This window comes from Roseibium sp. (assembly GCF_051016195.1).
Taxonomy (GTDB): Bacteria; Pseudomonadota; Alphaproteobacteria; order Rhizobiales; family Stappiaceae; genus Roseibium.
Genome location: NZ_CP134616.1, coordinates 5269241 through 5295142, shown reverse-complemented (window position 1 = coordinate 5295142; position 25902 = coordinate 5269241). Strand labels below are relative to the sequence as shown.

The 25902-nt window shown below is 58.2% G+C and carries 25 protein-coding genes; 13 read left to right on the top strand and 12 right to left on the bottom strand.

The window, feature by feature from the left end:
* Window positions 1-80 precede the first annotated feature (80 nt).
* The 3 genes from RDA78_RS24105 (at window position 81) to RDA78_RS24095 (ending at window position 4606) form a co-directional block, all read left to right on the top strand.
* Complete coding sequence (locus RDA78_RS24105) at window positions 81-707, top strand: AAA family ATPase (protein WP_434052303.1); 627 nt, start codon at window positions 81-83, stop codon at window positions 705-707.
* Between the two features lie 212 nt (window positions 708-919).
* A complete protein-coding gene (gene aspS / locus RDA78_RS24100) occupies window positions 920-2701 on the top strand; it encodes an aspartate--tRNA ligase (protein WP_434052302.1) in 1782 nt (593 codons plus the stop codon).
* 99 nt (window positions 2702-2800) lie between these two features.
* A complete protein-coding gene (locus RDA78_RS24095; RefSeq protein WP_434052301.1) occupies window positions 2801-4606 on the top strand; it encodes an ABC transporter ATP-binding protein in 1806 nt (601 codons plus the stop codon).
* Window positions 4607-4667: 61 nt separating this feature from the next.
* On the opposite strand, the gene RDA78_RS24090 is transcribed toward RDA78_RS24095, so the two are convergent.
* On the bottom strand, window positions 4668-5837 hold the full coding sequence (locus tag RDA78_RS24090) for a hypothetical protein (RefSeq protein ID WP_434052300.1): 1170 nt from the start codon (window positions 5835-5837) through the stop codon (window positions 4668-4670).
* A gap of 122 nt (window positions 5838-5959) precedes the next feature.
* A complete protein-coding gene (locus tag RDA78_RS24085) occupies window positions 5960-6859 on the bottom strand; it encodes a sugar kinase (protein WP_434052299.1) in 900 nt (299 codons plus the stop codon).
* Between the two features lie 157 nt (window positions 6860-7016).
* Here RDA78_RS24085 and RDA78_RS24080 point away from each other — a divergent pair, with 157 nt between their 5' ends.
* The 4 genes from RDA78_RS24080 (at window position 7017) to RDA78_RS24065 (ending at window position 13618) form a co-directional block, all read left to right on the top strand.
* A complete protein-coding gene (locus RDA78_RS24080; protein WP_434052298.1) occupies window positions 7017-8660 on the top strand; it encodes an EAL domain-containing protein in 1644 nt (547 codons plus the stop codon).
* Between the two features lie 147 nt (window positions 8661-8807).
* Window positions 8808-9365 (top strand): TetR/AcrR family transcriptional regulator, encoded by a 558-nt coding sequence (locus RDA78_RS24075; RefSeq protein WP_434052297.1) that lies wholly within the window; start codon window positions 8808-8810, stop codon window positions 9363-9365.
* Window positions 9366-9385: 20 nt separating this feature from the next.
* The gene (locus tag RDA78_RS24070) at window positions 9386-10480 is read left to right on the top strand and encodes an efflux RND transporter periplasmic adaptor subunit (protein ID WP_434052296.1); all 1095 of its coding nucleotides are present in this window, start codon (window positions 9386-9388) and stop codon (window positions 10478-10480) included.
* 33 nt (window positions 10481-10513) lie between these two features.
* Entirely contained in the window at window positions 10514-13618 is a 3105-nt protein-coding gene (locus tag RDA78_RS24065) for an efflux RND transporter permease subunit (protein ID WP_434052295.1), read from the top strand.
* Between the two features lie 103 nt (window positions 13619-13721).
* On the opposite strand, the gene RDA78_RS24060 is transcribed toward RDA78_RS24065, so the two are convergent.
* On the bottom strand, window positions 13722-13883 hold the full coding sequence (locus RDA78_RS24060) for a hypothetical protein (protein ID WP_434052294.1): 162 nt from the start codon (window positions 13881-13883) through the stop codon (window positions 13722-13724).
* Window positions 13884-13955: 72 nt separating this feature from the next.
* A complete protein-coding gene (locus RDA78_RS24055; RefSeq protein ID WP_306143521.1) occupies window positions 13956-14141 on the bottom strand; it encodes a YdcH family protein in 186 nt (61 codons plus the stop codon).
* A 124-nt stretch (window positions 14142-14265) separates the two neighbouring features.
* Between RDA78_RS24055 and RDA78_RS24050 the strand changes: the two genes are divergently transcribed.
* From RDA78_RS24050 to RDA78_RS24035, 4 genes are all read left to right on the top strand, one after another.
* Complete coding sequence (locus tag RDA78_RS24050; protein WP_434052293.1) at window positions 14266-15204, top strand: LysR substrate-binding domain-containing protein; 939 nt, start codon at window positions 14266-14268, stop codon at window positions 15202-15204.
* Between the two features lie 11 nt (window positions 15205-15215).
* Entirely contained in the window at window positions 15216-16430 is a 1215-nt protein-coding gene (locus tag RDA78_RS24045; RefSeq protein ID WP_434052292.1) for a trans-sulfuration enzyme family protein, read from the top strand.
* A 132-nt stretch (window positions 16431-16562) separates the two neighbouring features.
* Window positions 16563-16883, top strand: a complete 321-nt coding sequence (locus tag RDA78_RS24040; protein ID WP_319387053.1) for an antibiotic biosynthesis monooxygenase family protein — start codon at window positions 16563-16565, stop codon at window positions 16881-16883.
* 139 nt (window positions 16884-17022) lie between these two features.
* Window positions 17023-17883: a GNAT family N-acetyltransferase gene (locus RDA78_RS24035; protein WP_434052291.1), complete on the top strand. Its 861-nt coding sequence runs from the start codon at window positions 17023-17025 to the stop codon at window positions 17881-17883.
* 11 nt (window positions 17884-17894) lie between these two features.
* Here the strand turns inward: RDA78_RS24035 and RDA78_RS24030 are convergent, their stop codons facing one another.
* From RDA78_RS24030 to RDA78_RS24020, 3 genes are all read right to left on the bottom strand, one after another.
* A complete protein-coding gene (locus RDA78_RS24030) occupies window positions 17895-19223 on the bottom strand; it encodes a GNAT family N-acetyltransferase (RefSeq protein ID WP_434052290.1) in 1329 nt (442 codons plus the stop codon).
* Between the two features lie 121 nt (window positions 19224-19344).
* The gene (locus tag RDA78_RS24025; protein WP_434052289.1) at window positions 19345-20121 is read right to left on the bottom strand and encodes a glycerophosphodiester phosphodiesterase family protein; all 777 of its coding nucleotides are present in this window, start codon (window positions 20119-20121) and stop codon (window positions 19345-19347) included.
* Window positions 20122-20172: 51 nt separating this feature from the next.
* Complete coding sequence (locus RDA78_RS24020; RefSeq protein WP_434052288.1) at window positions 20173-20637, bottom strand: RidA family protein; 465 nt, start codon at window positions 20635-20637, stop codon at window positions 20173-20175.
* Window positions 20638-20910: 273 nt separating this feature from the next.
* On the opposite strand from RDA78_RS24020, the gene RDA78_RS24015 reads away from it, so the two are divergent.
* A complete protein-coding gene (locus tag RDA78_RS24015; protein ID WP_434052287.1) occupies window positions 20911-21783 on the top strand; it encodes a cell envelope integrity EipB family protein in 873 nt (290 codons plus the stop codon).
* A gap of 52 nt (window positions 21784-21835) precedes the next feature.
* On the opposite strand, the gene RDA78_RS24010 is transcribed toward RDA78_RS24015, so the two are convergent.
* The 3 genes from RDA78_RS24010 to RDA78_RS24000 are packed head-to-tail and all read right to left on the bottom strand — an operon-like array spanning window position 21836 to window position 24146.
* Window positions 21836-23140, bottom strand: coding sequence for a DNA polymerase IV (locus RDA78_RS24010; protein ID WP_434052286.1), 1305 nt, complete (start codon window positions 23138-23140; stop codon window positions 21836-21838).
* A gap of 51 nt (window positions 23141-23191) precedes the next feature.
* Window positions 23192-23854 (bottom strand): hypothetical protein, encoded by a 663-nt coding sequence (locus RDA78_RS24005; RefSeq protein WP_434052285.1) that lies wholly within the window; start codon window positions 23852-23854, stop codon window positions 23192-23194.
* Window positions 23847-24146 (bottom strand): DUF3572 domain-containing protein, encoded by a 300-nt coding sequence (locus RDA78_RS24000; protein WP_434052284.1) that lies wholly within the window; start codon window positions 24144-24146, stop codon window positions 23847-23849. The genes RDA78_RS24005 and RDA78_RS24000 overlap by 8 nt, the downstream gene beginning before the upstream one ends.
* Before the next feature lie 133 nt (window positions 24147-24279).
* Between RDA78_RS24000 and RDA78_RS23995 the strand changes: the two genes are divergently transcribed.
* Entirely contained in the window at window positions 24280-24651 is a 372-nt protein-coding gene (locus tag RDA78_RS23995; RefSeq protein WP_434052283.1) for a response regulator, read from the top strand.
* Between the two features lie 517 nt (window positions 24652-25168).
* Here RDA78_RS23995 and rpmG read toward each other — a convergent pair.
* Window positions 25169-25336, bottom strand: a complete 168-nt coding sequence (gene rpmG / locus RDA78_RS23990; RefSeq protein ID WP_299471361.1) for a 50S ribosomal protein L33 — start codon at window positions 25334-25336, stop codon at window positions 25169-25171.
* A gap of 163 nt (window positions 25337-25499) precedes the next feature.
* Entirely contained in the window at window positions 25500-25892 is a 393-nt protein-coding gene (locus RDA78_RS23985) for a RidA family protein (protein WP_434052282.1), read from the bottom strand.
* Between the last annotated feature and the right edge of the window lie 10 nt (window positions 25893-25902).

Sequence of the window (25902 nt, the reverse complement as noted above, 5' to 3'; positions counted from 1 at the left end):
TCTCCTCTTGTGGAAGCGCAATGAGTGCGCCTATGTTTGGAGGGGCTCAAATTGGTTTGCCATGAAGCAGGAGATGCCGGATGCGCAAAGTACTTGTGGTGAATTCCAAGGGGGGATGCGGGAAAACGACCATCGCCACGAATCTTGCGGTCGCACTTGCTGCGCGGGGAGAAGATGTGGCACTCGCAGATGCTGATCGGCAGAAGTCCAGCCTCTCCTGGGTCAAGCGCCGTCCAAAGAACCTGGTGAAAATCGAGGCGCTCAACTGGAGCAAGGAAGGCAATATCGGTGACATGGACAAGAAACTGGACGCAGTCGTGATCGATGGTCCCGGCGGTCTGCGCTCCGAACTTGCCAAGAACCTGATCGCCGAAGCGTCGGATATCATCGTTCCCGTCCTGGCGTCCGCGTTCGACTGGAACGCCACGCTGAAGTTTCTGGACAACATTTCCGACATCAAAAGGGTGAGAAAGGGCAGGGCGGACATTCTCGTTGTCGCCAACAGGATCAACCGGCGTTCAACCCAGGTGGCAGATCTGGAGCGGACCTTCGCGAAAAAGGGCTACCCTCTGCTCGCGCGGATTTCCGACCGGGTTCTGTATGCGCGCCATGCCGCCAACGGCACAGGCGTGTTCGACAGTTCGGATGCAAAGGCCCACGAGGTCCGGGGTCAGTGGCATCCTTTGTTGCAGGCGGTGGATTCTTAGAACCCGGCCTTGCACGCGGCGGCTTTGTCGGTAAGACATGCGCGCGCCGCATGCGAATCCGCATCCTCCGGGATTTGCAAGGGGATCAGCGGGTATCGGCAAACGCCCTCCCTTGACTTTCGCTCCGCAACATGGCTTTTGCAGCCGGACACGGCCTGCCATTGGTGGGCCGTAACGATTTTTCATGCCAAGAAGAATGCCGAGGAAATAGAATGCACCCCTACCGTAGTCACACGTGCGGTGATCTCCGTCTGTCCGACGAAGGCCAGACCATCCGTCTTTCCGGCTGGGTCCACAGGGTCCGCGATCACGGCGGGGTGCTGTTCATCGATCTGCGCGACCACTACGGCATGACCCAGTGCGTCGTCGATCCCGATTCCGATGCATTCGGGCTTGCCGAGAGTGTGCGTTCCGAATGGTGCATCCGCATCGATGGAAACGTGAAGAAACGCACGGATGAAACCATCAATCCCGAGCTGCCGACAGGTGAAGTCGAGATCTTTATCCGTGAGATGGAAATCCTCGGCTCCGCCAAGGAACTGCCGCTGCCGGTATTCGGTGATCTTGAATACCCGGAAGAGGTCCGCCTGAAGTACCGCTTTCTCGATCTGCGGCGCGAGAAACTGCACAACAACATGATGCTGCGCTCGGACGTCATCCGGGATCTGCGCGATCGCATGTGGTCCATCGGTTTCAACGAATTCCAGACGCCGATCATCACGGCGTCGTCGCCTGAAGGTGCGCGTGACTTCCTGGTGCCGTCCCGTCTGCATCCCGGTAGGTTCTACGCATTGCCGCAGGCGCCGCAGCAGTTCAAGCAACTGCTGATGGTGTCCGGCTTCGACAAGTACTTCCAGATCGCGCCCTGTTTCCGTGACGAAGACCCGCGTGCCGACCGCTCACCGACGGATTTTTATCAGCTCGACATGGAGATGTCCTTCGTCACCCAGCAGGAGGTCTTCGACACGATCGAACCTGTTCTTGCCGGCTGTTTCGAAAAATTCGGCGGCGGACGTCCGGTGAACCGCGACTGGCCACAGATTGCCTACAAGGATTCCGCGCTCTGGTACGGCACCGACAAGCCGGATCTGCGCAACCCGATCAAGATGCAGATTGTGTCCGAACACTTTGCCGGATCCGGTTTCGCCATCTTTGCCAACCTGCTGGAACAGCCCGGAACGGAAATCCGCGCGATCCCGGCGCCCAAGGGAGGCAGCCGGAAATTCTGCGACCGCATGAACAAGTTCGCGCAGGGCGAGGGCCTTCCGGGCATGGGCTACATCTTCTGGCGGAAGGCCGAGGACGGCTCGATGGAAGCTGCCGGACCCCTTGCAAAGAACATCGGTCCCGAGCGGACCGAAGCCATCCGCACACAGCTGGGTCTGGAAGTCGGCGACGCCGCGTTCTTCCTTGGCGGCAAGCCGAAACAGTTCGAAGCCGTGGCGGCAAAGGCGCGTGTGATCATCGGTGAGGAACTTGGCCACACGGACAAGGACCGGTTCGAGTTCGCGTGGATCGTGGATTTTCCGATCTACGAAAAGGACGAAGAAACCGGAGAAATCGACTTCGAGCACAATCCGTTCTCAATGCCCCAGGGTGGTATGGCAGCGCTTGAGGGCGACCCCCTTGACGTCAAGGGCTGGCAATACGATCTGTCCTGCAACGGCAACGAACTTGTTTCAGGTGCGATCCGGAACCACAAGCCCGAGATCATGTACAAGGCATTCGAAATCGCCGGATATCCGGCCGAAGAGGTGGACAAGCGCTTTGGCGGCATGGTGAACGCGTTTCAGTACGGCGCCCCCCCGCATGGCGGCTGCGCGGCAGGCATTGATCGGATTGTGATGCTTCTGGCCAATGAGGCCAACATCCGCGAAGTCATGCTCTTCCCGATGAACCAGAAAGCCGAAGATCTCATGATGGGCGCACCCAGCGATGCGACTGCAGCCCAGCTTCGTGAACTGCATTTGCGGCTGAACCTGCCGGAAGAGTGAGTGCGGCGATTAGCGCCTGTAAACAATTGAGACAAACACGCGTGCTAACATGCCCGGGGCTTTGCGTGTAAAGTCTTGCTCTCCGAGGCGAAGTGACCCATGGAATCAAAACGCTTGGTGCGTAACCCGTTCAAATCGAAAACGTGGACCGATCCGAACGGAATGGTTCAGCTCATCAAGCGCGTCCTGAGTGAAAATTTCAGGAAATACATTCCCAAATACCTTCTGGCATTTGTTTTCATGGGGCTGATCGCGGCAACCACGGCAGCCAGCGCATGGATCATGCGTGATGTTGTAAACGAGGTTTTCGTGAACAAGGACGCCCAGATGGTTTACGTCATCGGGGCATTTGTTCTGTTCATTTTCACGCTCAAGGGCGCGGCGACCTACGGTCAGATTGTCGTCCTGGCACGTGTCGGCAACGAGATTGTCACAGATCTGCGCAGGCGCATGTTCTCGATCCTGCTGCGCCAGAACCAGACCTATTTTGACCGGCACTCCCTCGCGGAGATCAGCGTCCAGGTCAGCCAGGGTGTCGGCGCTGTCAAAACCACTCTCGACATGATCGTCACGACGCTGGGCCGGGATGTTTTGACGCTCATCGGCCTTGGCTTCGTGATGGTGTTTCAAAACCCGTTATTGAGCGTTTTCGCGCTCATCACGATGCCGCCGGCGGTGATCGGCGTGACCTTTCTTATTCGCCGCGTGAAGGAATACGTGAAGCGACAGGTCGTTTCGAAGCAAAAGGTCAGTACGGTGATGCAGGAAACCGTGCTGGGTGTTCGCGTGGTGCGGGCATTCGGCCTGGAGCCGGTGATGCGCGACAAGATGGAAGTCGGTCTCCAGGAAGTGCAGAAGCAGTCGAACAAGATCGCCTCCCTGACGGCCAGGACGTCTCCTTTGATGGATACGCTCGGCGGATTTGCAATTGCGCTCGTCATTTTCTATGGCGGCTATTCCGTAATTGAATTGGATCAGGATCCAGGTGCTCTGTTCTCGTTCATCACCGCGTTGCTGCTGGCTTATGATCCGGCACGGCGGCTCGCACGCCTGAACGTCAATCTCGGCAAACAGGTTGTTGGTCTTCGCATCATGTATGAGCTGGTTGACCGGAAACCCGACCATGAAGATGCGCCTGACGCGCAGGACCTTTCCATCCGCGGAGGAAAGGTGGAATTCCGCGATGTGGAATTTTCCTACGGTGAGAGTGCCGCGCTGCACAAGACGAGCTTCGTGGCGGAAGCCGGAAAAACGACCGCGTTGGTTGGAGCATCCGGGGCCGGAAAGTCGACCGTGTTTTCGCTGCTGGAGCGTTTCTATGATCCGCAGTCCGGCGTGATCTCGATTGACGAACAGAACATCAAGGACGTAACGCAGCGTTCGCTCCGGGAATGCATGGCATTCGTCAGCCAGGATCCGTACCTGTTCAATAACAGTGTTCGCGAAAACATCGCTGTCGGTAAGCCCGGCTGCACACAAGAAGAGATCGAGGCAGCCGCCAGGGCCGCCAACGCGCATGACTTCATCATGGCTCTTGAGGATGGCTACAACACCAGGGCGGGCCAGGGTGGCAGCAACCTGTCGGGCGGCCAGAAACAGAGGATCGCAATCGCACGCGCGATGCTTCGCGATGCACCGATCCTTCTGCTTGATGAAGCCACATCGGCGCTGGACGCGGAGTCGGAAGCAACCATTCAGTCAGCGCTTGAAAAGCTGATGGAAGACCGGACAACCCTTGTGATTGCACACCGGCTGAGCACCGTTCGGCATGCCCACCGGATCTACGTCATGGACAAGGGGCGCGTTATGGAGAGCGGTAGCCACAACGAGCTCTTCGAACACAACGGGATCTATCGCCGTCTGTGCGAACTTCAGTTTCAGGACAAATCCGAAGCTGCCGAATAGCATCCGGTCTGACAAAAAAGCCCGGGGATTGCCCGGGCTTTATTCACCTCTAAACCGAGACCTACTGGTTGGCGGTAATGCCGACCGACAGAATTTGCGGGATCATTTGCGGAGCAAGCATCGCTGTTCCCATCACCTGCGAAAACGGAACCGGAGCACCCGGGGCCGCGGTGATTTCCAGCGATCCGGGAGAGCTCAGGTAGTCGGTCACGGCCTTGGCGACTTGCCCTTCGAGATCCTTGTTCTGGAGCATCCCGAGCATAAGCGGCAAGGTGCCGGTCAATCCTCCGACATAGGTTGGCACGTCAACACCGGCTTTCTTGGCCTCCTGGTCCAGGATGCGTCCGGTCAGCGAAGCATCGTCAAGCCGAATCTTGGCGTTCACGACAGACACGTTCTGCAGCAGCCCCATGGCTTCTTCCGGTTTGTCTGACTTTTCTTCCAACTGCTCCACAACGTCCCGTGTCACGCCGCCAAGAGAAAGGGAGAGTGTCAGGCTGGCGGCGTCCTTCGCATCAATCCTGAGTTCCGGGATATCGACGGTTGCCGCGTCGACGTCCCACTTTCCGGATGCGGTTACGTCAAGAGACAGCGTTTCATATCCGAGCTCGGAGAGCGTTTTCGCCTCCTCGACCTCGAGTTCCTTCACGTCGACGACTGCGCCGTTCAAGGCAAAGCTGCCCGAGGTCGGCAGATCGCCGTCCATGCTGTCGATTGTCGATGAGATCGACTGGATATCCGCGACCTTGCCATCTTCGTCCTGGATCTGGATGGTCTTGATCTCGACGGTTCTGTAGCCCGGCCCGCCGGGCGATGTCTTCGCTGCTGCTTCCGCCGGCGAGGGCAGAACGAGCTGTGTTGCGTCGAGCGTTCCGACGGACATGCCGCCGTCATCCGCTTTCAGTTCGAGCGCTTCAAGGCCGAGGCTCTCGAGCTTGAGACGGCCATTGTCCAGCAATTCGCCGCCGCCGAGCATCGTCTTTGCGATCGTCACCTTGCCGTCACCACCGTCCGAGACCACGAGCCCGTCGATGGTGACCGTATCACCCGACGCGTTGACGGCCTCGTAGCTTTCCACGGTGCCTTCCTGAGCATCCACGACGGACAGAAAGGCATCTGCAATCTCGTTGCCGGTCGGGTCGAATGCGACGGCGGGGATCGACTGGAGGGCGATAAGGCTGACAGCCGTGCAAAGGCCGAACGCAAATCGGGGCGAGGGGGAAAACATCATGTAAAACTCCACCATGAAAAGGCGGGCACACTCTGCTTGATGTTGTGTGCCGAAGCAAGGCCGTTGCACTAATCGTTCGTCGCCGGTGAAGCCGGGCGCTGGCCTTCGGATCATGAACTGCTCTAGGCGGCGGCCTTTTCGCGGAATTCCTGTTTGGCCCGCTCGATATCCTCAAGCGACGGGAGGCTCGCTTCGTTTCCGAGATGCTGGATCGCATGGGTGGATGCAGCCCGGGCAAACTCGAAATGCGCGCTCCAGCTGCGTTCCGGATGCTTGAGATAGGAGGCGATATAAGCGCCGTGAAAGACGTCCCCAGCGCCGTTGGAATCGACAACTTTCTGCATTGGAACGTCGAGTGCAGGCAAGATCTTGTCGGTTCCTCCGGCTTCGTACCAGACCGTGCCGTGTTCGCCGAGCGTCACGGCGCCAACCGGGCAGTTTTTGGATCGGAGATATTGCAGGGTTTCGCCTGTCGACTTTCCGAGTTGCTGGCAAAACCGTTCGGAAACAACGGCAATGTCTATATGGTTGAGCAGTTCATCCGTGTTCTCCCTGACCGCACCGCCATCGAGTGACGTCAGGATGCCGAGATTCTTGCAGGTCGCTGCATAATGGTGCGCGGCGTCAGGCATGTGGCCGTCCAGGTGCAGTGCTTTCATGCCGGTCAGCGTAAGCGGAGGAAAGGGATGGAGAAAGTCATTGTCGCGGCAACGCACGATCGCACGTTTTCCGGATTTGGGCATGATGAATGAAAGCGAGGAGTCGCGCACCTTGCGGCCATGGACGGAAATGCCGTAGGCGGCTGCCATGTCCAGGAACATGCGCGCCAGCCAGTCATCCGCAAGCGAGCACAGAACATCCGGCCGGCCACCGAGCTTTGCGCAGCAAAATGCGGCCGTGACGGCGTTGCCGCCGAAGCTGATGGCATAGTCCCGGGCGATCGCTTTCTCATCGCCTGTCGGGAGGTTGTCGGTCAAAAAGGTAACGTCGATATAGGCTTGGCCGATAAACAGTGCCTGCATGAGCAACTCCCGCATTCCCGTGAAACGTTTCGTAGCGGCATCTGACCACATGCCGGGTTCAGGCCGCCTTGATCTCGATGAAACCCCGACACATTCAGTCCTTGTTTACCCAGATCGGCCATCTTCTTGAAGAGTCTATTGGTCTGCAGGTACAGAATTGTCCTTCCGGTATCTAGGTTTCGCGAAAACGGTCCTGATCGCCCTTGTCCTGGCGACCACGCCGCTATTCGCGATCAATATCATTTTGAACCAGTTTGCCGAGCGCCGGGCGTTGACCGAGATGGAGGCCATGGGCGAGGTATCGATCCATCGCGCCGAAGAAGTTATCAGCACCACCGTCAGTCTGCTTCAAAGGCTCGACCGCGACGGCGTACAGACCTGCAGCGCGGAAGACCGGGTTATCTTCGAAAGACTGATTATTGAAAACGGCATGATAGATGCCCTTGGTCTCGTTGATGGCAAAGGTCAGCGAATGTGCATCGTTCCCGATCGCGATCTCGCCGGCAAGATCATTCTTCCCCCGGTGCGCACCGATGGGCCGCTGGTGGGTATCGGCATGCTGGACCGCGACTATCTGGGTGCGAAGGCGGCGGTCATCAGCTGGGACCTGAAGGACCAGACGAGACTTTTCGCAGAAGTTACACCGGCGGTCATCGCGATGGATCCGGGACCGGAATATCTGAGGTCTTACAGAAGAGCCGAGTTGCGCCTGGGCGACAACCTGCTCTGGTACACAGTCGGCGGCTACAATTCCGAGGCGTCCAGGGCGGAGGGCGTTCTATCGGTTGATGTCATGTCGGAACTCTATCCGCTTGCCGCCACGATCACCGCGCCCGAGAGCGCCGCAGCGCACGTCGTCAAGGATCTTAAAGTTGTCGCGGCAGCTGCCTGCGCCGGAATTGCCGTTCTTTTTGTTGCGATCGGTGTCTGGTTGTCATGGCGGCCTGAAAGCGAAGCCAACGACGAGTTTGTTGCCGCCATCCGCAATGGCGAATTCATTCCGTTCTATCAGCCGGTCATGGACATCGAGACCCTGCGCCTTCGCGGCTGTGAAGTCCTGATGCGCTGGCGCCGTCCGAACGGAACAATCGTGTCGCCGGGCCAGTTCATGGCCTACGCGGAAAACAACGGTCATATCTTCGACATGACCCGTCACATCATGCGTCTTTCTTCGGAGGAGGTGGGGGATCTCTACGGCGAGAACCCCGACTTCAAGCTGTCGATCAACCTTTTCGCGGGACATTTTCTGGATCGTGAGGTGGTCGCCGACATCAAGTCCATATTCGAGAACTCCAAGATCTCGTTCCAGCAGATCGTTGTCGAGGTCACTGAACGGCATCCGCTGGAGGACATGGAATTCGCGCGCAAGATCATGGCGGAACTCCAGGCGCTTGGCGTCCGGGTCGCCCTGGATGATGTCGGCACCGGTCACGGCGGCATGGCGTATCTGCAAAAACTCGGCGTCGATATCATCAAGATCGACAAGATGTTCATCGACACGATCAGTTCTGACGACAACTCCACCACAATCGTCGACTCCATGGTGGAACTCGCGGACAACCTGGGCATGGGCATCATCGCCGAAGGCGTCGAGCAGGAAGAACAGATTGAGCGCCTGCTCGAACTTGGCGTAACGGCGGCACAGGGCTACTTCTTTGCAGCGCCGATGCCGGCTGACGAGTTCATTGCCTTTGCGGAGCGCATGGAACAGGAAGCCCTCGAGCGGACACGCCTGGCGGCCGAAGCTGCCGCTGCCGAAGACGCTGCGAGCGAAGCGGCAATGTCCAACGCGGCTGCCTGATCCCATATCAGACGCCTTGCCTGGCATCTCTTTCCCCTGAACATTTTCAATCAAATTCACAGGGCGGTGAAAATCCGATAAAGCACTTGTCTGTACCGGCTGGACGGTTTATGTATTGCTTAACTATACTGACCAGACGGTTTAGAAATGACGGTACGTGCTTCGAGACAATCTCCGGATTCCAAGTCGGAAATTCTGACGGCAGCGATTGAGGTTATTCGCCGCTCCGGCGCTCAGAATTTCACCATCGATGCGGTCGCGGAGGAAAGCGGGTTTTCCAAGGGCGGTGTCCTTTACAACTTTCCGACCAAGGACGCCCTCATCACGGGAATGGTCGGTTTTCTGGGCGGACAGTTCGAAACCGATGTGCTCGCCGCGCGTGCCGCAAATCTCGGCTCGAAATCGCCGACGCTCAGCGGCATGATCGATGTGACGGAGACATGGCTTGAAACCAGGCGTGACGTTGCGCAGGCCATCCTTGCAACAACGGTGGACCGCCCTGAGTTGACGGAGCCTTTCCTGAAGGTGAAGCGGCGGTTCAAGGCGGCCATTGCGGAAGAGACCGACGAGTTCGGCAAGGCAATGGCAATCTGGGCGAGCCTTGAAGGCCTGCATTTTTCGGTCGCGCACTGTGTTTCGGTGCTGGACGACAACGAACGGGCCAAGGTGCTGAGCGAACTCAGAGACCACCTCGAACAAGACTAGGCAAAACGACGGGACGGCAGATGGTGACGGTTCGAAGAGGGAATATCGCACGCTGGATGGCATTTCTGGTTGCGGCGGCCGTTCTGGCTGCCTGCCAGGACGATGCGGCAAATCCTGTCGCGGAAGCGGAAGCAAAACTTCATGCCGCTCCGAGACCGGCAAAAATATTCACGGTGACCGATGAAATCGGCCTGATCGAACGGCGGTTCGCCGGACGCGTGGCAGCGGTGCAGACGGTCGACCTGTCCTTCCAGGTTTCGGGCAAGCTGCTCGAATTGCCTGTTCTGGAAAGCCAGCAGGTGTCGAAGGGCGACGTGATTGCGAAGCTGGATCCGACGGATTACGAGCGCGCGGTCCGCGAGGCGACGATCAATGTGGATCAGGCAAAGCGCGAGTTGGACCGGCTCGAGACGCTGAAAGAGCGCTCGGTGATTTCCCAGTCCGCATATGACGAGCAGAAAAACGTTTATGATCTTGCTCTGGAACGGCTGGAAGAAGCGCGCCAGAATCTCCAATACACGAGCCTGACAGCGCCTTTCGACGGCATCGTGTCTCTTCGCCTCGTTGACAATTTCACGACCGTCAGCGTGGCAACCCCTATCGTCCGCATGCATGATGTTTCGGAAGTGCAGGTCGACATCAATGTCGCCGAAGCGCTGTTCGGGCGTGTGACGGAATCCGAGGTTTCCTCGATCGAAGCGAAATTCCCGGCCTATGGCGAGGAGATCTTCCCGCTTCAGTATCGCGAACATTCCAGTCAGGTGGACGAGGTCACCCAGACCTACCGGATCACCCTGGCAATGCCGCGGGAGGGTGTTGATCAGCTTTCGCCCGGCATGACGGCGTCCGTCATCGTGAAACTCGTTCCGGAAGGATTGGAGCTCGGCGAGCAGTTGCTCGTGCCGACAGCATCGGTCGCCGTCGATGGCGAGGGCAACACCTATGTCTGGAAGTTTGCCGAAGCGACGGGGGCAGTTTCCAAGCAGCCGGTCGAGATTGGAACGATCATGGGAGACTACATTCCCATCCGCTCCGGCGTTGAAACCGGAGACGAAATTGTTTCAGCCGGCGTTGCCTACCTCAGTGACGGCCAGATCGTGCGCCGCCTGCGCTGACAAGCGCTGCAATAAGTTAAGGGATCACGGACCGTGGACATTGCACGCTACTCCATCGAGAAGCCGGTCAACACATGGATGATCGTGCTGATCGCACTTCTCGGAGGCCTCTGGGGGCTGATTTCGGTCGGGCGTCTAGAGGATCCGGCCTTTACCATCAAGGAAGCGCAGGTCATCACCGCCTATCCGGGTGCAACGGCTGCGGAGGTTGAAAACGAGGTCACGGAGATCCTCGAAACCGCAATCCAACAAATGCCGCAACTCGATGAGATCAGGTCCGTCTCCGAACCCGGACTGTCGCGGATCAGCGTGGAGATCAAGCCGACCTACGATGGCGCGGAACTGCCGCAGGTTTGGGACGAACTGCGCCGAAAGGTGGGAGACGAACAGAGGAACCTGCCTGCGGGTGCTCAAACGCCTCTCGTCTACGACAGTTTTGGCGATGTGTTCGGTCTGTTTTACGCCTTCACAGCCGACGGCTACACGAACCGCGATATACGCGACACGGTTAAGCGGATCCGCCGGGAACTCCTTGCCGTGCCCGGGGTTGGCAAGGTTGAAGTCGATGGCGAACCGGAGGATGTCATCTACCTGGATGTCGACCAGGACAAGATGGCCGGCCTCGGCATTTCCATGACCGATATCGTCGGCGTACTGGATGCCGAAAACAGGATCCAGTCCAATGGATCAGCTGTTTCCGGGCAATCCCGTATCCGTTTGATGACACCATCGGCATTCGAGGATTTCAGCGGTATTCAGGATCTCATCGTCGGTCGTCCGGGCTCAACGGCGATGATCCGGTTGTCGGACATATCCACGCTGGAACTCGGAGAGCCGGAGCGTCCGCGCAAACTGATCCGTCACGACGGCGATCGGGCCGTGACGATCGGTGTTTCCCAGGTCGACGGCACCAACATTGTCGACGTCGGCAACCGGGTCGTGGAAAGACTGGAGGAAATAGAGGCGCTGCTGCCCGTCGGTATGCAGATCCATCCGATCTACGAGCAGAATATCGTCGTCGACGCATCCGTGAACGGCTTCATTCTTAACCTGGCCGCGTCAGTCGTCATCGTGATCGGCGTACTTGCGCTTTTCATGGGATGGCGGGCAGCTGTGGTTGTTGGAACGGTTCTCCTGCTGACCGTCATGGCCACCGTGCTGTTCATGCGGATCTTCAACATCGAGATGGAGCGCATATCGCTTGGCGCGCTGATCATTGCCATGGGGATGCTCGTGGACAACGCGATCGTCGTGGCTGAGGGCATGATGATCAACATGCAGCGTGGACATCGGGCGATAGAAGCGGCGAGCCGCGTGGTCAAACAGACGATGTGGCCGCTTCTGGGGGCAACCGTGATCGGCATCATGGCCTTTTCGGGGATTGGCCTGTCGCCTGACGCAACCGGTGAATTTCTGTTCTCGCTCTTCGCGGTGATCGGAATTTCACTTCTGTTGTCCTGGGTTTTTGCCGTCACCGTAACGCCGCTGTTCGGAAAGTACTTTTTCCGCACGGCAGAAGGAAATCCCGACGATCACGATCCCTACAAGGGTGTTCTTTATGCCATTTACCGCGGGTTTCTGGTGGGTGCGCTGCACGCACGGCTTCTGTCCGTCCTGGCACTCGTCGGCATAACCGTCGCCTGCGTCATGGCATTCGGCAATGTGAAACAGGCCTTCTTCCCGGACAGCAACACGCCGATCTTCTATGTGCATTACTGGTCTCCGCAAGGCACGGACATCCGTGCGACCGAGGCAGATCTGGCGGAAATGGAGAAGCTTATTCTTGCTGACGAGCGCGTGGCGGCCGTGACAAGTTTTGCAGGTGGCGGCGCGACACGGTTCATGCTGACTTATGCTCCGGAAGACGCCAATCCCGCATATGGCCACATGCTCATCCGAACGAACAACCGTGACGAAATCGACCTCCTGGCTCTGGATCTGCGCGAGCAGTTCGGCGAGCGGTTTCCCGCTGCCCAGATCATCACGAAACGTCTCGTCTTCGGCCCGGGCGGCGGCGCCAAGATCGAAGCGCGTTTCTCCGGACCGGATGCCAATGTCCTCAAGCGGCTTGGTGATGAGGCCCAGGCGATTTTTTCCCTGCCAGAAAACAGGCTCGCCGACGTCAACACGGACTGGCGCCAGCGCGAACTTGTGGTTAGACCGGTCTTTGAAGAGGATCGGGCACGGATCTCGGGCGTCACGCGCGAGGAGCTGTCGCTGTCACTTCAGTTCGCAACGGAAGGAGTGCAGGTCGGATCCTATCGCGATGTGGATGAGAGTATTCCGATTGTAGCCCGCAAGGCCGGCCCGGAAGGCATTTCGGTCAATGAAAGCGTCTCCGACTCGCTTGTCTGGAGCACGGGTCAGCGCCGCTATGTTCCGATCGACCAGGTGGTGAGCCGGTTCGTCATGGAACCTGAGGACACGCTGATCCACCGGCGAGACCGCGTGCGCACGCTGACCGTGAAGGCGGAAACCACGGCCGGCGAAACGGCCACGGCCGCTCTGGCCAGGGTTCGGCCGCAAATCGAGGCGATCGCGCTGCCGCCGGGCTATGCGCTGGAGTGGGGTGGAGAGTATGAGAGCACCAATGACGCCCAGGCGTCGCTTGGCGCCCAGTTGCCGCTTGGATTTCTGGTGATGCTGATCATCTCGATCCTGCTGTTCGGATCTGTCCGGCAGCCCCTGATTATCTGGCTGATGGTGCCGATGTCCATCAACGGCGTCGCGATCGCGCTGCTGGCGACTGACACGCCCTTCGGCTTCATGTCTCTGCTCGGGTTCCTGTCGCTCTCCGGCATGCTGATCAAGAACGCGATCGTGCTTCTGGAGGAGATCGACCGGCTGATCGAAGAGGGAAGCGAGAAATACGACGCCATCGTTACGGCAAGCGTCTCGCGTATGCGGCCGGTCATGCTGGCGGCAATCACCACGATCCTCGGGATGGCGCCGCTCTTGTCGGACGCGTTTTTCCGGGGCATGGCTGTGACCATCATGGGTGGTCTGGCCTTCGCGACCGTTCTGACCCTGATCGCCGCGCCAGTTCTCTACGCCCTGTTCTTCCGGGTGCGTCCGTCCAAGCGGGCTGACAGGGACGCGGGAACATTGGATGCCGCCGCCACGGTGCCGGCGGAATGAAGACCGCACAAAAGGAAAACCCGTCCGCGGGGCCTGCGCGGACGGGTTGATCCAGCTGCCGTGGCATTGCCGGTTTCGGAATGTCGAAACGCGGACCGGTCTCTCAATCGGACGCCATCTCACGCTGGACGGTCGACTTGGCGACCTTGATATTGTCGAGCACCTTGGGGCAGCTGGTGCTCGACGCCTGCTTTTCCGACAGGAAGGACGACATGCGTGCTTCCAGGTCTTGCAGCCTCGTCCGGCGGGTGAACTTCGGTTGCATTGCAGGTAAAGCCATAAAAGGCCAGAACGGGTTCATAGCAGTTTCCTTTCGCGGGCACGCTCGAGGTGCGGATCAGTATGCCAACTGGTTCGCGTTCAGGCTTGTTTCAATCCTGGAGATTTCATCTCGCAGACGAAGCTTGAATTTCTTCAAAGACCGAATGTGCTGCGTGTCGGGATAGGGATGCAGTTCCTCACGGCGGATCAGGGAATCCAGCGTGTTGTGCTGGCTGCGCAAGGATTTCAAACGGTTATACATCGCCTACCTCCACGTTGTTGGCTGTTGCTGTGTTGATGACCATGATATGGGGTGATTTGGATATAGAAGAAATACATTGTTTGTATTAAAGTGATAGAAGAAATCTATTAATGAACGGAAACCGATGCATTTCAGACCGTCGCCGCGTCAACTGGACTATTTCATCGCCCTTGCCGAGACGCTTCATTTCGGTAAGGCAGCCGAAAAGTGCAATGTCTCTCAGCCGACTTTGTCCACACAATTCAAGCTCTTGGAGGACAGTCTCGGGTGCGGGCTGCTTGAGCGCGGCGGCGGGGATATCAGTCTCACGGCTGCCGGTGAGCGCCTGTTGCCGCTTGCCCGGCAATCTCTTGAGAGTTTGGACGAAATTGTGGCGGTTGCGCAGGCTGGCCGGGCAAATTTGGGTGGTTTGATACGTTTGGGGGTCTCGCCCACATTCGGGCCATATTTCATGCCGTATCTTCTGCCGATTCTGAAGGCCAACTTCCCTGATCTTGAGCTCTACATCCGCGAAGACCGGCCCAACTTGCTGGAGGAAGGGCTGGCGGCAGGCGCTCTTGATTGCATCATCACGCCGGACTTCACGCCAACGGGGCACCTGAGCGAACGGGTGATCTGCAACGAGAGTGTTTCGCTTGCCGTGCCGAGGTCGCATCCGCTTTCCGGCCTCGAAGCTGTTCCGGTGTCGCTCCTGAAAGGGGAAAAGCTCCTTTCGCTCGGGCAGGGCTTCCGGCTGCACAATGACGTCCAGGCGCTTGCGAGGGCAGCCGGTGCTGACTTTCTTCAGGACTACGAGGGGACGAGCCTTGATGCGCTGCGCCAGATGGCCTCGATCGGCATGGGACTGGCGCTCTTTCCTGCCGCCTATATCGCGTCTGAGTTTCCCAAGGAGCAGAACCTGCTTTTGAAGCCCATTGAAGGCATCGCCATGCAGCGTGTCATGTATCTCGTGTGGCGCAATGGCAGTTCCCGCGCCGCGCATTACGAAAAACTGCTGTCTCTCGCTCAGGAGGCCGTTAAGAGTATGGCAGCGGAGGGCGTCGAACCGGCGACCGGGGTGTGAGGGAGACTGGCGTGAAACGAACAAACAGACAGCTCGGACCGATGACCACCGCCATACACGGCGGTGAAAAGCCGGATCCTGCGACGGGTGCGTCCGCGCCACCCATACACATGAGTTCAACTTTTGTGAGCGAGGATGTTGCCGGCTTTTCCGCGCACGATCTGGACGACACCGGGGAGGGGTTCATCTATTCGCGCTGGGGCAATCCGACCGTCGCGATGCTCGAACAGAAGATTGCCGCGCTTCAGGGAACTGAAGACTGTCTTTGCCTGGCGTCCGGCATGGCCGCGGCCACGGCGATCTTCCTGACGTTTCTGTCAGCAGGCGAACATGCCGTTGTTTCCGATGTTTCCTATGCAGGCGTCGCCGAGCTTGCGCGTGAAACGCTGCCGCGCCTCGGCATAGACGTCACGACGGTGGATATGTCGGATCTGGATGCCGTTGCCGCCGCAATCCGGCCAACCACCCGGCTGGTTCACACCGAAACGCCGGTCAATCCGATCATGAGACTGACGGACCTGGAGGCGGTTTCGGACCTGGCTCACAAGGCCGGTGCCCTGCACAGCTGCGATGCCACATTCGCATCGCCGATCGGGATGGATCCGTCCGCTCTCGGTGTCGACCTGGTGATGCATTCGATCACAAAGTATATCGGCGGGCATGGCGATGCTGTCGGTGGCGCCATTGCGGGCCGGGCTGATCTGATCGCCGGTTTGCGAAAGGAAGCGGCGATACACCATGGCGGTGTCCTGTCGCCCTTCAATGCCTGGCTGATCGCAAGAGGCGCTGCCACGCTGCCGCTGCGGATGAAGGCGCACCAGACCGGGGCTACGGAGGTTGCCCGGTGGCTCGAAGCGCACCCGGCCGTGACGCGGGTCATGTATCCCGGACTGCCTTCACACCCGCAGCATGATCTGGCAGCACGCCAGATGACAAACTTCTCCGGCATGATGTCCTTTCAGGTCGGATCCGCCGAGCATGGTAGGAAACTTGCGCGCCGGATGATCGACCGTTTGCGGGTCGTCCACTATGCCGTGTCGCTCGGCCATCATCGCTCGTTGATCTTCTGGATGGAAACCGGGCCGCTGATGGAGACGTCTTTTCGTCTCAAGGGCGCGCAATGCGCGTCCTACAAGGAGTTTGCCGGAGAGGGAATCTTCCGCCTGTCCGTCGGACTGGAAGATGCGGAAGATCTGATCGCTGATCTGGAGGGAGCACTCGGCTAGCGCGTGCATGCGGTTCAGGCGGCAACAAATGCGAGTTGCCGCTTTGTGTTTTTCGTGCCAGCATTTCTGATCAGGTTGTGCCCTCGTGATCCAGGTCTATGGGAGTGTGACCTGGGGCAGAGGAGGAGAGCGATGCCTGAGATTTCCAGCGACAGCGATTGTCAGACCGTGATCACCACGTTCGAGATGACACCGGGAACCTGTTTCGACCTCCTGGATGAACTCAAGGACGCATACCAGAATTTTATCCGGCATCAGCCGGGGTTCATCGGGGCCGGGCTCCACGTCAACGATGCTCAGACCCGGATCGCCAACTATTCTCAGTGGCGCAGGCGGGAGGATTTCCTCGCCATGTTGCGGACACCGGAAATGCGCGAGAGAAACAGGCGCATCCACGCGCTCTGCAAGAGTTTCGAACCCGTCATGTACGATGTCGCGGAGAGTTTCAACTGACCTGCATTCGTGCCGGTAGCCAAACCGGTCAGCGACGTGCGAGGTGCGCCGCGATCGGATAACGCTTGCGTGCGGGCGTCATGCTCCTTGTTGCGTCCAAAAAGTTCGCTTTTCGAAACAGCGGTCCAAAAGAGAATTCATGTCCTACCAGCTTATCAATTGCAGGGCCTTGCAGGCTCCGCAGCTTTGCGCAGCGATGAATGCGGCCTTTTCCGACTATGTCGTGCCGCTGTCCCTGACGGCGGACAAGTTCACGGATTTTCAGAAACAGCGCGGTTTTTCAGCTGATCATTCCTTTGTTGCGATGTCGGGCACTGAGATCGCCGCATTCTGGTTCTCCAGCCCGCCCTTGTCCGCGTATCAAAACTGCGCCTACACCCTGTCCGTCGGAACCCTCCCGGCATATCGCCGCAAGGGCCTGTCCCGCCAATTGCTGGATAAGGTGATTGAACGGCAAAAGTCTGATGCCGGACGCGGGCTTCAGCTGGAGGTCATAACCACCAATGAGAAGGCGGTGAAAGCCTACGAAAAATCCGGGTTTGAGACGCGGCGCACACTGCGCGTGTGCCGGATCTCCGAAAAGCGTCCGGTCAGTATCCCGCGCGCCCGTTTCCCGCTCGAAACGTTTTCGGTCGATCAGCTTCCCGATGACGAAAGCGCTTTCTTCGACACCCGGCCGACACCGCAGAACAGCCGGGCGGCATTGCGCGCCCTCCGCGAACAGACGCGCGTGCTGGGTTTGAGACTGGATGGCATCGTGGTTGGCTGGGGCGCTTCGTATGAAGACGGGTCGGTTGCCCAGATCGCCGTTCGCAGGGATTTCCGGCGGCGCGGGATCGGACGGGCCCTGCTGGACGGCCTGTCGGCCGCGACACGCACGGATCAGCTGACATTCGTGAATGTCGATACTGCAGCAAAGGGGGTGAACGCCTTTCTCGATCGCATTGGTGTCGAAGACCGTATCCATCAATCCGAGATGAAGCTGATGTTTCAGGACTGAGACGGTTTCGTTCACTCGCCTTTCTTGAATGGCGCGTGTTCGGCCAGAGCCACGTTTTCACGTTCCACCGCGAAGCGTTCCCGTTCCAGATAGTCCGCAACCGCCTGATGCAGGCCTTCATGGGCAATCCAGTGGGCTGAATAGGTCGTCGTCGGCAAATAGCCGCGGGCAAGCTTGTGCGAGCCCTGTGCACCCGCTTCAACCCGTTTCAGCCCCCTTGCAATGGCAAAATCGATCGCCTGATAGTAGCAGAGCTCGAAATGAAGGAAGGGGTGGTGCTCGCTGCAGCCCCAGTGCCTGCCGAACAGGGTTTGCGAACCGATGAAGTTCAACGCGCCCGCTACGTAGCGTCCGTCCCGTTTGGCGAGCACCAGGAGCGTTTGCTCGGCAAGCCGTTCGCTGATCAGGGAAAAGAATTTCCGGTTGAGATAGGGGCGGCCCCATTTGCGGGAGCCCGTATCCATGTAAAACCCGTAAAAGGCGTCCCAGTGCGCTTCGGTCAGGTCCGCGCCGGTTACCCACTCGACTTCGATCCCATCGGCGCTCAGGGCCTCGCGGCGTTCTTTTTTGATCGCCTTGCGCTTGCGGGAGGCAAGGTCGGCCAGAAAGCCGTCGAAGCTTTCATATCCGTTGTTTTCCCAGTGGAATTGCTGATCGGTTCGCCGCAGGTAGCCGAGATCGCCTAGGCCGTCCCATTCCGGTTTGGTCAGGAAGGTCGCATGAACGGAGGATGCGCCGCTGCGTTGGCACACCTGAACAAGACCGGCCGCGAGTGCTTGAAGCCCCGCTTCCCGGTTGATGCCGGCACCGACCAGGAACCGCCGGCCCGTTGCCGGTGTGAAAGGAACGGAAATCTGCAGCTTGGGATAGTAGTCGCCTCCGGCACGGTAAAATGCGTCTGCCCAGCTGTGGTCGAAAACGTATTCGCCCTGGGAATGGCTTTTGAGGTAGGCCGGGACGGCCCCCAGCACGTTTCCGTCATCGTCCTCAAGCAGCATGTGACGCGGCAACCAACCCGTGGCATTCGTGGCACATCCGGCTTCTTCCAAGGCTTCCAGAAAAGCGTGTGAAAGAAAGGGGTTGAATGAGGTTTCTTCATGTTCAGCATGAGGAGCGCCCAAGGCGTCCGCGAGGTCCGATCCCGCGGATATCGCGGCAGCATCGCAGGTGTCAGCCCTGGTGAGTTTCCCGCTGCCGTCCAGTTGCCAGCCCGGATTGGCAACTGCATCCCACTTGCTTGCGGAAACGTCCTTCAGCGAGGACAGGATGCGCAAAGAAATCGTGTTTCCGTCAGCAGGAGCGTCCGGATCTTTTTTTTCCTCGGTAGGGGAAGAACTCATGCGTCAAAAAGCATCCAAAAATTGGGCCACTCTTGAAATGTAGCGCTATCGTTTTGCATCGCAAGAGGGATCGGACTGCTGCTTCCGGCAAATTGGGTCTGTCATTGCGAAAACACGGCGATTACGATGAACGCGTCACCGCATCCGGGTCAAAGCCTTCAAACACGATCTGGTCCGCATACCGGTCCGCGCGCAAACGTTGTTCGCGTGTCCGCACCGTCCACGCCATCAGCGGGACCTTGAACACGGATCGCAGCAGGCTCGGCCCCGCCTTTGGCAGATCGTTGATTCCATAGGAAATGAAATTCGGGCGGGTGCGCGGTGCGTGCAGCAGATGCCGCAGGATGAAGCGGTCCGTGCGTGAATACCTGGCGTAGGACGGTCCCGGTTCCGCTCCATCCGCAACGATGCCGCGCAGGACAGCCGAATTCCGGCTCCGCGCGATGGACAACATGTCGGGGTCGAAGGATTTCAGGCAGGACGGCCCACGGTAGCCCGCTATCTGATCGGTGACGCTGCGCACGAAGTCGCCTTGCGCGTCGCGCCGCATCAGCGACTTGATCTCGATAACGAGCGGAACCTTGCCGTCGACGAGATCGAACAGATCCTGCAACAGCCACAGTTTGTCCGTGCCGGTCCGCATATGTATTGCGAGCAGGTCTCCGGAAGAAAAATCGATGACTTTTCCCGTTCCTTCCGCCAGCCGGTCCAGCGTGTAGTCATGGAAGACCAACGCCTCGCCGTCGGCAGTCTCCTGAAGGTCGACTTCAATCGCGAGATTATGCTCGACGGCGCGGCTGATTGCGCTCGGTGTGTTCTCGATGATGCCATTGTCGGCATCGTGAAAGCCACGGTGAGCGACCGGCCGGGAAAAGATGGCCTGAAGATCATTGGACATGACGGAAACGATCCGGAATTGTCGGCGGCGAATGTCCCGCCGTTGCTGAGGTCAGTCTGTGATTTCGAAGATGGCTTCGATCTCGACAGCCGCACCGAAGGGCAGGGAGGCTGCACTGACGGCTGAGCGGGCGTGCCGTCCGGCGTCTCCCATCGCGTCCACCAGAAAGTCGGACGCCCCGTTAATGACCTGTGGCTGATCGGTGAAATCGGCCGTCGAGTTGACGAAACCGACGATTTTCACCAGCCGAACGACCTTGTCGAGATGGCCGGTTGCGGCCTTTGCCTGCGCCAGCAGGTTGATTGCACAGGTCTTGGCGGCAGCCTTCCCGTCTTCAAGGGAAACGTCGTTGCCAAGCTTGCCGGTAAAGAGGATCTTGCCGGCTTCCATCGGCAACTGACCGGAGATGAAGAGCTGGTTGCCAGTCCTGACAAACGGCACGTAGTTGGCGGCCGGGGCTGCGGCATCCGGCAAGGTAATTCCAAGGTCTGTCAGACGATTTTCGATTGCACTCATGACATGGCTCCAACTGGCAACATTTTGCGGTGTCTTGGCGCAAATTCCAGGATGTGACAAGGCCAAAAGACGGGCTCGCTGAAATAAGTGGGAGTGAGGTTTGCGGATCGGCTACAGGTGGGTCGCTCAATCGCCGGAATTATGAAATAAGTCACTCTGAGAGGATTTTCGGGGCACCGTCTCACATTCGCTGTGGCGCACGTCCTGGATACCCGCATAATACCAGGAGTGTTCCGGCAAGATACACGCCGGAGCTGTAAAGAGGAATAACAGATGCAGCGCGTTCTCATGAATGGTTCAATGGCCGGGGCATTTCTTGCCACCGCAGCAATAGCCGGTGTTTTTTCATGGGAAGCAGGTGCTGCGACAGCGGGTGGGAAGGGCGGTTACAAGCTTGTGCCGCATCGGGCTGTCTACGATATGAAACTTGGTGACAAGGAAGACAATTCCGGCATCGCCGGGCTTGCCGGACGGATGGTTTATGAGTTCTCCGGCAGCGCCTGTGACGGATATAGCGTCAACTTTCGCTTCGTGACCCGGTTTCAGAACACCGATGGCGGCTCCCAGGTGACGGATCTGCAGACAACTTCCTTCGAGGAACCTGAGGCTGAGAGCTACCAGTTCCTGTCCAAGACCTTTGTCGATCAGCAACTTGTCGAGGAATCCCGTGGGACCGCCAAGGCCGGGGCCAAGGGCAAGACCGTCGAGTTGAAAGAACCGTCCGAAAAGTCTCTTGAGATCAGCCCGGAAGTGATGTTTCCAACCGAGCACTTGCTGAAGATCCTGGATTCTGCCGAGAGCGGCGTCTCGTTCATCGCAGCCGACATTTACGACGGTGCCGAAACCGGCGAGAAGGTCTATTCCACGACAACCGTCATTGGCGCGAAGGCACCCAGCGAGGCCAAGGCCGGAACAGAAAACCCGGATGCGTCGCTTGCCGGTCTGAATTACTGGCCCGTTACGGTCGCCTATTTCGATCCGGCCGATGAAGATGCGACGGGAGAACTGACCCCTGTATATCAGCTGTCTTTCTGGCTCTACCAGAACGGTGTCAGCGGTCGCCTGACACTCGATTACGGTGATTTCACCATCAAGGGCAAGATGGCAGCGCTGGAACTCTATGACGAGAGTGATTGCAATCGCTGACTGCTTGTGGAATGCCGTGCCCTGAATGGGGTCCTGACCATGGGTCCTGACCCTAGCCTTTCCGTGGTTTTTCTGCGGACTTGGCGGCCAGGGTCAACCCGAGTTCGACGGCCGAATTACCGAATTTGTCGCGAAGTTTGTCGACCGCCCGCTCGGCGTTCTTGCGCCGCTCTGCCGACTGGTCGAGCAGGTCTTCCGGGTCTGCGCGCTCCGAGGATTCCAGATCACTGACACCAATCCCGATCAGTCGGAACCGTCTGCCGTCGGCCTCATTTTCCAGCAGCGCATCACCGGCAGCGTAAATCTTGTCCGCCAATTGAGTCGGGTCCCCGAAATGACGTGCGCGCGTAATCGTCTTGAAATCGGCGGTTTTCAGCTTCAGCGTGACGCCGCGTCCCGCGAGATCGGACTTCTTCAGTCTTGCCGACACCTTTTCCGATAGACTGCGCAGGATCGGACGAAGGGTTTCAAGACTTGAAATATCGGTCCGGAACGTGGTTTCGGACGACACGCTCTTTGCACCACGTTGCGGTTTCACCGTCCGGTCGTCCGCCCCGTGTGAGAGCGTGGCGAGCCTGAGGCCGATTGTGCCGTAGCGGCGCGCCAGGTCGGCTGCCTCCATGGTCTGCAACTGACCGATCGTTCGGATACCGTCCTTTTCCAGCCTCTTCTGAAAGACCTTGCCGACACCCCAGATACGTCCGACAGGCATGGCAGCCAGGACAGTTTTCGCCTCCGCAGCGCCGATAACCGAGAACCCCCTCGGCTTTTCGAGGTCTGACGCAAGTTTTGCGAGAAACTTGTTCGGCGCGAGACCGACCGACGCGGAAATGCCGATGTCCGCCTCGATACCCCGGATGAACCTTGCAAGCGTTTCCGCCGGCGTCGCCTGGTGCAGCCTTTCCGTGCCTGTCAGATCCAGGAACGCTTCGTCGATCGACAGCGGTTCGACCAGTGGGGTGAGGGCACGCATCCGTTCCCGTATTTCCTTGCCGGCCTTCGAATACTTCTCCATGTTCGGCTTGATCACCACGGCGTCGGGGCACGCCTCCAGGGCCTTGAACATGGGCATGGCCGAACGAACACCATAGATGCGGGCGATATAGCAGCAGGTTGAAACAACGCCCCGTTGCCCACCGCCGACAATGACAGGAACATCCTGGAGAGCGGGGTTGTCGCGTTTCTCGATGGACGCGTAAAACGCATCGCAATCGATATGCGCGATCGAAAGCTGGTCCAGTTCCGGATGCGAAACCAGCCTGGGACTGCCACAGGCAGCACACCGCGATGCGGTCACCGCGGGCCGGTGGCCGCAATCCCGGCAAAGTGCTTTGTCGATTTGGAGTTCTTCAGACACGGAAAAGCGCCGTCGTTCGGTATGGAAGATCGTCCCGGATTGCTTCTGAGTTCAAAGAATAGACCGAATGAAAGCAGCCGTCTCCTGCCAGTCTCCCGTAAGGAGGTCAATGTGGGCTTCCGGTTCGGTCGCACCGAGAAATCTTTGATCTGCGATGAACTGTATCTGTACGGAGGAGGGCAGTGACGCCTGGACCGAAGAGTGGTTTGTCGGACTGTCGTCAATGAAGACGACCGGTCCGGAACGGTTTGCCGCAAGCGCTGCGACCGCGCCTCCCTTCGGACCGGAATTCGTCACCACGGGGAAGGGGACACCCAGACTGTCGAGCAGCTTTTCGCGCGCCGGCTTGTTGTGGCTGCCGGGAAGATTTGTCAGCAAAACAATGTCCCAGTGCTCAGAAAGCGTTCCCAGGGCTCGGTCTGCGCCGTCAACCAGGTCCTGCGCGTGACTGATCTCATCGAAAAACGCCAGCAGATGGTTTCTGACCTCAGCAGAAGACAACACGCCCCGGTCAGCCGCGCGTCCGATGTTGCCGGTCAGCCGGTATTCGTACTGCAGGAAAACCAGGTCGCGTGCGTTCAGATAGTCCTCAAGATGCCGTATCAGATGAAGTATGACTTCATCGACATCGCAAATGATGAGCCTGTTGTCCGACGCCGGCAGGGCCCTGATCTGGTCAAGGACTTCGGGCAGGACGGGTGTCGGTTCAGGCATCCTCACCGTCCCCTCCGGCAAGCGCGTAGCGTGCGGCTGCCATCATGGTCGGTCGAACGCCTGCATTTTCACAGAATGCAAGCAGGAGCGGTTCATCCATCATGTAGAACTCCAGGACGCCGGCCAGAAAGCCCGGTTCATTCGCCGCTGCTCGAATCATTTCCGGCCCTATACCGGAAAACGCAAGAAAACGGCCGATCTGTTCAGGGTCACGGCTTAGTTGAAGCAAAGCCTCCGTTGCAATTCCTTGAGCTTCTTCAACGGACAATGACTTTCCCTGTGTATTTTTCATTGTGTTTTTTTGCCTTTCTGAAACGATTCCGGGTTACAACAAATCTAATGCGGACCGAGGCGGGGTTCTACCGCAGACGGGAAATGGGTCGAGAAATGGGACCGGTCATGCGCCGGGCAAAGGGCCGAACTGAATGGCAAAAACCGTATTGATCGTGGAAGACAACGAGCTGAACATGAAGCTGTTTCATGATCTGCTGGAAGCGCACGGCTACAATACGCTTCAGACCCGTACCGGCATTGAAGCACTGCAGCTTGCCCGCGAGCATCATCCGGATCTGATCCTGATGGACATTCAGTTGCCGGAAGTGTCGGGGCTGGAAGTCACCAAGTGGATAAAGGAAGACGAGACGATTTCCTCCATTCCTGTCATTGCGGTGACGGCCTTTGCCATGAAGGGCGATGAGGAACGCATTCGGCAGGGCGGATGCGAGGCTTACATTTCAAAGCCGATTTCCGTGGCCAAGTTTCTGGAGACCGTGCGCGCCTTTCTGGGCGAAGATTGAGCGCTCACGCGGAAAAGTTTTCCGGCGAAGAAACCGCCTGAGCGCCATCATCGTGCGGCGACGTTTTCGCAAGTCTTCGCAAAAGCAGCCTTTCGAATCAGTTACTCGCTTTCACGTTAAGGTTACGAATTTACTAAAAAGGCATTGTTTCTGTGCATATTTCGTGGAATTTATTGCATTCGGTTTTTTATGGAGTAGTGTGACGGCAGGTCTTGGTGATCCTTGACCGCGCCATGAACGCCGGACACTGGTCCATAAATGCGTTCGGCAAAGTTTCCCCTCGGAGTGCTCAGGTCCGCCGCATCTCCTGGGTCCGTGGGGCAGGTCGGCTGGGAACCGGCCGAAGAGTGGCCTCCTCGAATGCCGTGTTCCCGCCGACCACTAATTCTTCAAAAGAGTATGTGATCCGTGTCTCAGAGCTTAGACAGCGCTGACGCGTGCGGATTTTAAAGATCGGTTTTTCAACAAAAAACCCGCCTGTGCGGCGGGTCATTGTTCATCCGGCTAAGAACCGGACTTACTTGATCTTCGCTTCCTTGAACTCGACGTGCTTTTTGGCAACCGGGTCATACTTCTTCTTGACCATTTTTTCGGTCATGGTGCGGGAGTTCTTCTTCGTGACATAGAAGAAGCCGGTGTCTGCAGTGGACACAAGCTTGATTTTGATTGTTGTCGCCTTGGCCATGGCCTTGGATCCTGTTCTCGTGTGTCGGGCATAGGGTTCGTGTGGCCAGATGGGCTGGCGGTGAATCTGCCCCAATGTCTGAAATTAGCGCGCAAACTACCCATCGGGACGTGAAAGTCAAGCACTGCCTGCGGTGCCGCAAGGTTTTGATGAGGAAATGCGCCTATTTTTTTCGGCTGGCAATAACTCTCACTTCGACAATCGCGTCTTCGTGCACAAACCCGGCAACTTCAATCGCCGTCCAGGCCGGGTAGGGAGGCCGCACAAACTCGGAGCGAACGTCCTTGAAGAGCTGCAAGTGCTCCCGAAGACCAACGTGATAGGTGGTCATCTCGACAACGGCGCTGAAGTCCAGGTCCGCCTCGGCAAGCACCTGCTCCACCTTCCCGAACGCGTTTCTCATTTGTGCTTCCGGATCGGTCGACATACTGCCGGATGGATCAGCGCCCGTGAAACCCGTCAGGAACACAAAATCGCCGCATGCGAGACCAGGCGACATGTTCCAGTCGTCATAATAGGTTTGCATGTCGCGGGGAATAACCGCGGTTCTTTCCATGGATACCTGC